At 58.5% G+C, this 6,213-nt stretch carries 6 protein-coding genes; 1 reads left to right on the top strand and 5 read right to left on the bottom strand.

Translation table 11 applies throughout. From position 1 onward, the window contains the following. Positions 1-293: 293 nt before the first annotated feature. The 3 genes from B0E49_RS06265 to B0E49_RS20065 form a co-directional block, all read right to left on the bottom strand. Positions 294-1,130 (bottom strand): hypothetical protein, encoded by an 837-nt coding sequence (locus B0E49_RS06265; protein ID WP_144264465.1) that lies wholly within the window; start codon positions 1,128-1,130, stop codon positions 294-296. Positions 1,131-1,321: 191 nt separating this feature from the next. Then, positions 1,322-3,055 carry an FAD-binding oxidoreductase gene (locus B0E49_RS06260; RefSeq protein ID WP_286137844.1) on the bottom strand — a complete coding sequence of 578 codons (1,734 nt, stop codon included), beginning with the start codon at positions 3,053-3,055 and terminating at the stop codon, positions 1,322-1,324. Between the two features lie 99 nt (positions 3,056-3,154). Continuing rightward, positions 3,155-3,931, bottom strand: a complete 777-nt coding sequence (locus B0E49_RS20065; RefSeq protein ID WP_144264464.1) for a hypothetical protein — start codon at positions 3,929-3,931, stop codon at positions 3,155-3,157. 270 nt (positions 3,932-4,201) lie between these two features. On the opposite strand from B0E49_RS20065, the gene B0E49_RS20865 reads away from it, so the two are divergent. After that, a complete protein-coding gene (locus tag B0E49_RS20865) occupies positions 4,202-4,330 on the top strand; it encodes a hypothetical protein (RefSeq protein ID WP_286137843.1) in 129 nt (42 codons plus the stop codon). 8 nt (positions 4,331-4,338) lie between these two features. Here the strand turns inward: B0E49_RS20865 and B0E49_RS06255 are convergent, their stop codons facing one another. Next, positions 4,339-5,337, bottom strand: coding sequence for a hypothetical protein (locus B0E49_RS06255; RefSeq protein ID WP_144264463.1), 999 nt, complete (start codon positions 5,335-5,337; stop codon positions 4,339-4,341). Positions 5,338-5,383: 46 nt separating this feature from the next. Continuing rightward, entirely contained in the window at positions 5,384-6,082 is a 699-nt protein-coding gene (locus B0E49_RS06250) for an MBOAT family O-acyltransferase (protein ID WP_286137842.1), read from the bottom strand. Positions 6,083-6,213: the final 131 nt, after the last annotated feature.

The following is a 6,213-nucleotide window of genomic DNA, read 5'->3' as shown; positions in this document are numbered from 1 at the left end:
GAAGGTCGCCCTGGTGGCTTGCATGCACAAGCTGCTGGTCATCCTCAATGCCATCGCTCGCACCAAGTCGCCTTGGAACAACGCTATCGCAGTGACAAATTAAGGTCTTCATTCAAGATGGTTGCTGTGTTGATCAGCTGTTGGATTTTTTACACAGTGATTTCAGGCTCCAAGTGCAACGGCACTGATGAATGAATGAATCGATTTTGTACATGGCACGTGACCAGTCATAAAAAAAACCGCGCCCGATAGGGCGCGGTTTTGCCGATTTGTACCGGCTTATGTCGTTCGAATTATTGCGCTTTGCGCGAGCGTGTGCTGACGCCCAAGCCAACCAGAGCTATCGCAAACAGGGCCAATCCGCCGGGTTCCGGAATGTTGTTGGTGCTGCCGCGGAAGTTTGCAGTCCCTTGGTAGCACCACTGACCTACGGCTGCTTGGCCGGTCGTGCACCCGGTGGTGTTGTCGAAGGAGTTAAGCACAAAGTTGTTGAACGAGGAAGTGACTGCCATATCAGCGAATCCGCCGGCCGCATCTGCAACACCGTTTGAATTGAGGTAGGCAATGACAGAGGCAAGACCGGGGCCGCCCGTGTTGACATCAAGCAATCCAAACCCGGCGCCACTCAGGGTATTACCTGTGAGAACGCCAGCGCCATTCAACACCGCGTTCGAAGCCGCTCCTCCGCCCAAGTTGTTATGCCCAGTCAGGGTCAGCCAAGGCGTCATCCCCGTAATCGCCGCGATGTCGCTAGCCGAACTCTGGGTCAGCAAATTAAGCAAACTTGCGTTTGACGTGTAATATACTGAATACGTTGCGCCGGTGAATTCAACGTAACTAGGGCTGAAATTCTGCGATCCGGTAAAAGTCGCAACATAGAAGAGCCCGCATGTTCCATTGCCTGCACAATAAGTGGTATCTCCATTGATGCTCGTGATGACGCCATAAGACGTGGCATTCTGGCCGTCGCCATTGACATAGGTTTGTGCCAAAGTCGACGTATCGATGTGACTATTGGTCGGATTCTCACCTAAAACGCCGAAATCGATTCCGCCAACCACGACAGCCGACGCTGGCGCCGCAAGGGCAAGGCCGGATACAGTGACCAAAGCGGCCAGAATTTTCTTCATGATCAACCTCCTGTTAGATTGTGACGGGGATTTAGTTCCACGTCTTCGCTAAAGCAAGGCTCATGCCACAGTTTTCCTGGTCTGGTAAGTTGTTGAAAACAAAGGAGAAAATAAGCGGATGCTGACTGAGGAGTGTTTCGGTTCCGCGTAAGCGTAAAGAATTTCGACAAGCATGACATACGACGGGGGCGCTACTTCGGCCCGGTCGCAGAGCGATTGCGGAGTGGAGGTGCGTAGCGCCCCGGGGACAGAATATCGTCGGGGTCGATCGCACGCTTCAGCTGGCCGACCACATCCCAGTAAGTTTCCCCCGCGCCAACGAAGCGGTCCATGGCGCCAACGTGCAGTCGATAGGGCGCAATTCCCAGCGTCAGCCCGGCGGTCACGAGGGCGCCGTAACAGCGATGCGCTCGTTCCACTTCGTCGGCCTTGCGCGCGTCGAACAGGATTGGCACCGAGCTATCCAGACAGCGATCCGACAGCGTGCTCAGCGTAATGAGCGGCTCCATTCCGTGGTCCCTGAGGACTGCCGTGCAGCATTCGACGTAAGCCGCCGCAAGCTCCGGCTTGAAGGGCACGAGCGGCGCGTACCAGATCAAGCCGCAACCGTCCCTTGCCGGGTCCGGGGCTGCAGGCGCGTCTGCGCGACGCCAATACACGAGCTTGTGCGCGACGCTGTTGGGGCGGCCTTCCAGGATGTCGAGCGAGGCGACGACGCCCGCCAGCAGCGCCGACGTGCCGTGCGCGGCGCCCAGGACGCGGTTGCTCAGGCGCTGCAGCAGACGCGCGCGCGGTATCGTCATGAAGACGAGCCTGGACGCGACGCCCGAGAGTCGCCGCCGCACAATGCGCCGCGCCGCCGCCACGACTTGGCGCGGACCGTATAGCGCGCCCATGCCCATCCACGGTTCGACCCGGTAGCGTCGGCCCAGCTCGGCAATGGCGGTGTCGGTCAGCAGGCCACCGCTGTCAAGACGCGTCGGGTCGTAAGGCGCGGTCATCGCCAGTACCCGATGGCGGTTCATCAAATTGATCGAGCCGGCCACGGCGCCCAACTCCTGCAGTATGGCTCGCACTGCGACGACGGCGGCTTCAAAGGCGACCGAGTCGGCCACCGAGAAATAGAACGCTTCGACGCGCTCGGGCCGCCGCGCCAGCGCAAGGGTGATCGCCGTGACCACGCCGAAGTTCGATTGCGTGAACAGGCCATCCAGATAAGGACCGACGCTCCACTTGAATGCGTGATCGGCCAGTTCAGCACCGAGCGCTGATAGCGCCGGCGCATAGACTCTGCCGTCGGCCAGAACCGCCTCGATTCGCGTCACCGCGGCGAAGTGGTCCGCAATCGGCGTGATGCCGTAGCCGCGTTCGAGCGCATTGCCGAGCAGACTCGCATCGGGGCCGGCGCCGGTGGTTGGCACCATGAACGGGAGGTTGTGGGTGCGCAAATAGTCTGCCAGTGCACCTTGGGTCACGCCAGGTTCGAGTTCGAACAGGCCGAGGTCGGTGTCGATCGCGCGGATCGCCGTGAGGCAAGACAGATCGAGAATTGCGCAATCGTCAACGACCGGCAATGCCGTACCGTAGCCCCAGTTGCGGCCGGTACTGATCGGATAAACGGGCACTGCACAATCACGAGCGATGGCGATGATTGGCGCCACGTCTTGACGTGATGCCGGCCGCAGCGCGGCGGCGATGCGACGGGTCAGGCCGGTGGTGCAGGCGCCATAGCGGGCTTGTGCGGCGTACCCCTCGTCGACCTGCGCGAGTCCCAAGCGCTCGCGCCAGCGACGAATCGCCTCGTCGATACGCGGCGCGCCGGCACGCGGGCTTTCGCCAAACTCGGGCTCGGCCGGCTGTGGATGTGGGTTCGCGTCGCTCACTGTGGTGTTTATGGTGTCGCCGGCGTAACGCTCAATCGGCAAGCAGAGACTCTAACCTGAAGTCCGCTTGGGCGCCGGGCTAGTTTCTCCTTATACAGCCAGCCCTGCAAAATTAATTTTCAACTCAAATCCGTCAACAATTTATTGTGATTTAAAGTTTAATTGAATACCATTGGCTAGCCAGTTATTACTTGATGTCAAGAAGCCCAAAAAACTCAAAGTGAGAAAACTGATATTTCCCGATGTGTCGATAAGATAATTCTTCTGGGTATATTGGGTTTGCAGACCGGTTGTGTCTGTAAAAGTTTCCATTGTAGAGAAGGTCGCTGTCTCTGGTGAATTGCCCGCGCTAACGAGGAAACTTACTTTTCCTGTTCCTACTGGTGATGTCTTGGTGCCGTCTTGGTAGCAATCATAAATCACAACCAATTGTGCTTGCCCTATGGTAACAGTGTCGGGATATTTATCCGGGAATTGTCCCGATGCGCTTGGAGTGCAGTAGGATTTTGCAGATGATATTCCAAGCAGGAGATTATTGGCGGACAAGAAGCTTTGATTTATGCTTGAGAAACTATTGTTTGCACCATTTATATTGAACGCCCCCGTAAGAGATGAATCTATTTGACGGGCTGCTTGATTTTCAAAATTAGAGCCTGCGTTAGCTGGTGTTTCTGTGAAGTCGAGTGATCCCGTAAAGTCGTAACTGCTTCCAGTGGCATTGAATATTGCGGTGCCGCTGACTGGAAGCGTTTTTTGAACGCCGGTGGTGTCGAGATTGAGAAGCGCTATCGAAAGCGGAAATGTTGTTGCTGCTGCGGAAGTGGGGGCGCCGGTTCCGCCACCGGTCGATCCCCCACACGCTGTGACGAGTAAACCGCACAGAAGCGGAGCAATGAAGGCTTTCGAAATTCGTGGCATATTGACTCCTTGAGAGAGATCCGTGGGCGAATTGGTAACTTCGAACCATCGTAAGCTGTCTTTGGAAACAATTTGTAGGACCAAGTCGCCTTTTGACGCAATAGGTCACATCCAAGTGGCTTTTCGTCAAGGGTCGGCCGATTTGTGAAGGAGTCAGAGTCCCCACCGGCACGACTCAGACGAGCAATACGCGCGCTTTATCGCGTGCCTGTTGCCCGCCATGATCCCGCGGGACTACCTGGTCGCACCGTCAGGGCGGCGCCGTGGGGCATGCACTTCGATGCCTATCATCAAAAGCTCAAGCTGACCTGGCGTCCGTTTGGCAACGCCAACCCGCTGCAGCAATTGCTGTTGAAGTTCATCCGGCCGGTGCTGCGCGGGCGCTCTCGCGACCGATGATGGGCAATCTACGGTTGCGCAAACGCCGCTGCCGCAGCCTGCGTGACCAGGCTCACACCCAATGCATTGAAGTGGCCGTCGTAGGGCCCCACGTCCAGACTGAGGCGCGATCGGGCGAAATGCGCCTGAAATAGTGGTTCCGTATCAATCACGGTGGCGCCCGCGGCACGGGCCAGTTGGATAAACCGGGCACGCGACGGATCCGGCTTCAACTGGCCTTTGGCCAGTGCCGACCGGTCGCTGTCGATCACAATGACCAAACGGCCGGTGGCGTAGGGCCTGATGCGCTCGAAGAACGTGTGGGTGACGAGATCGACATAAGACGCGGTTTGCCCAGGCGGCATCTGCGCGGCGCCGCTTGCCGGCTGCGACGACGCTGCGTTGGCGCCGTGTGCCGGCGGAAAAGCCTGGCGCAACAGTTGCTGCGGGCTGAATTTGAGCTGACCAAACACATATTGCGCCAGCGCCGAGTGGCGAAAGATGCGCTTTAACGTCCCCGCCGGCGGCAGCTTTTCAATACGTGGTTCAAGTGTTTTCGGGTCGAGGCATGGCCCGTTGATATTGCCCGAACCGCACAAGGATTGCTTGACATCGCCACGCTCCATCAGCACGACAAAATCACGCACGCCATAGTGCGTGTGCGCAAACCGGATGCGCTCGGCGTAATCCAGCAGTGCGGTACCGGGGTTGCCCATGGCGAATACGGGTCGGCCGCCCAATGCGCGTTCGAGTTGGGCGCCAGGCCGGTCCGGGGCCGCGAGCATGGAAGCTTCAACAAAACTGTCACCGATCAAGGCCACTGCATTGGCGTTGCGCTCAAAATCTCGATTGGCAACGTAACCCAGGTTGTTCGATTCAAGCCGCTGCACGTTGCGCAAGTCCCATCCGGTCGACGTGGTCCAGTGGTGATAGGGCGGGTAGCTCAGGATGAGCGGATCGATGTAATAGCCGGTCTCTGTCGATGTGGAAACCGGCAGCAGCTGGAAAAAAATCTCCAGCAGCAGCAAGAAGCCGACCACACCCGCCAACCACAGGAGGAACTTTCTCGTCATGTCAGAAGTTGAAGTAGATGAAGGCGCTAACCGAATCACGCGTGATGTTCATCAGAAGCAAAAACGCGACCGCGGCACTGCTGGCGCCCGCGATCAATAGCGCGTAGGCGGTCGCGCCCGACCGGGACTGGCAGCGACGCAGCAGATGCTCGCCAATGGCGTTGCTGTTGGGCATGAGGCAGGCCATGGCTCCCAGCACAACACACCACAGACCGCCCACGGACAAGCTCAGGCCGGCATTCCACAGCAGGGTATGTACATGGCCGGTATGCGCAGGGTGAACCATGCGCTCCAGTATCCTGCCCGCGCCCCGCAAGGTCTCGGCCCGAAACACGACCCAGGCCAGGATGACCGCCAGCATGGTCAGCAGCCATGACAATGCGCCAAACAGACGGCTGCGATCGAAGCGCGCGCACAAGCCCGGGCCGCACAGCGCACGAAAGCCATGGTTCATCCCCAGATAGAGACCGTGCAGCGTGCCCCAAATCACAAAAGACCAGCCGGCTCCGTGCCATAAACCGCCCAACACCATCGTGATCATCAGGTTCGCATAGCGACGCACAACCCCTTTGCGGTTGCCGCCCAGGCCGATGTACAAATAGTCGCGCAAAAATTGGGACAGCGACATGTGCCAGCGTCGCCAGAAATCGCTGATATTGATCGCCCGATAGGGGGAATTGAAGTTGAAAGGCAAGCGCACGTTCGTAAGCGGTCGACTAACCACGCCCCTTGCGCGCGTGGTGCTGATGTGCTGAGTGTTGCCGGCGGGGGGTTGCGGCGCCGGGCTGCGCGTTCAGGTGCTGGGAAGCGCGATGCGCCAGGGCAGCAAGG

The organism is Polaromonas sp. C04 (assembly GCF_002002705.1).
In the GTDB taxonomy this organism is placed as follows: Bacteria; Pseudomonadota; Gammaproteobacteria; order Burkholderiales; family Burkholderiaceae_C; genus Rhodoferax_A.
Note: the sequence above shows the minus strand (reverse complement) of the source record. Positions and strands in the feature narration are given on the sequence as shown.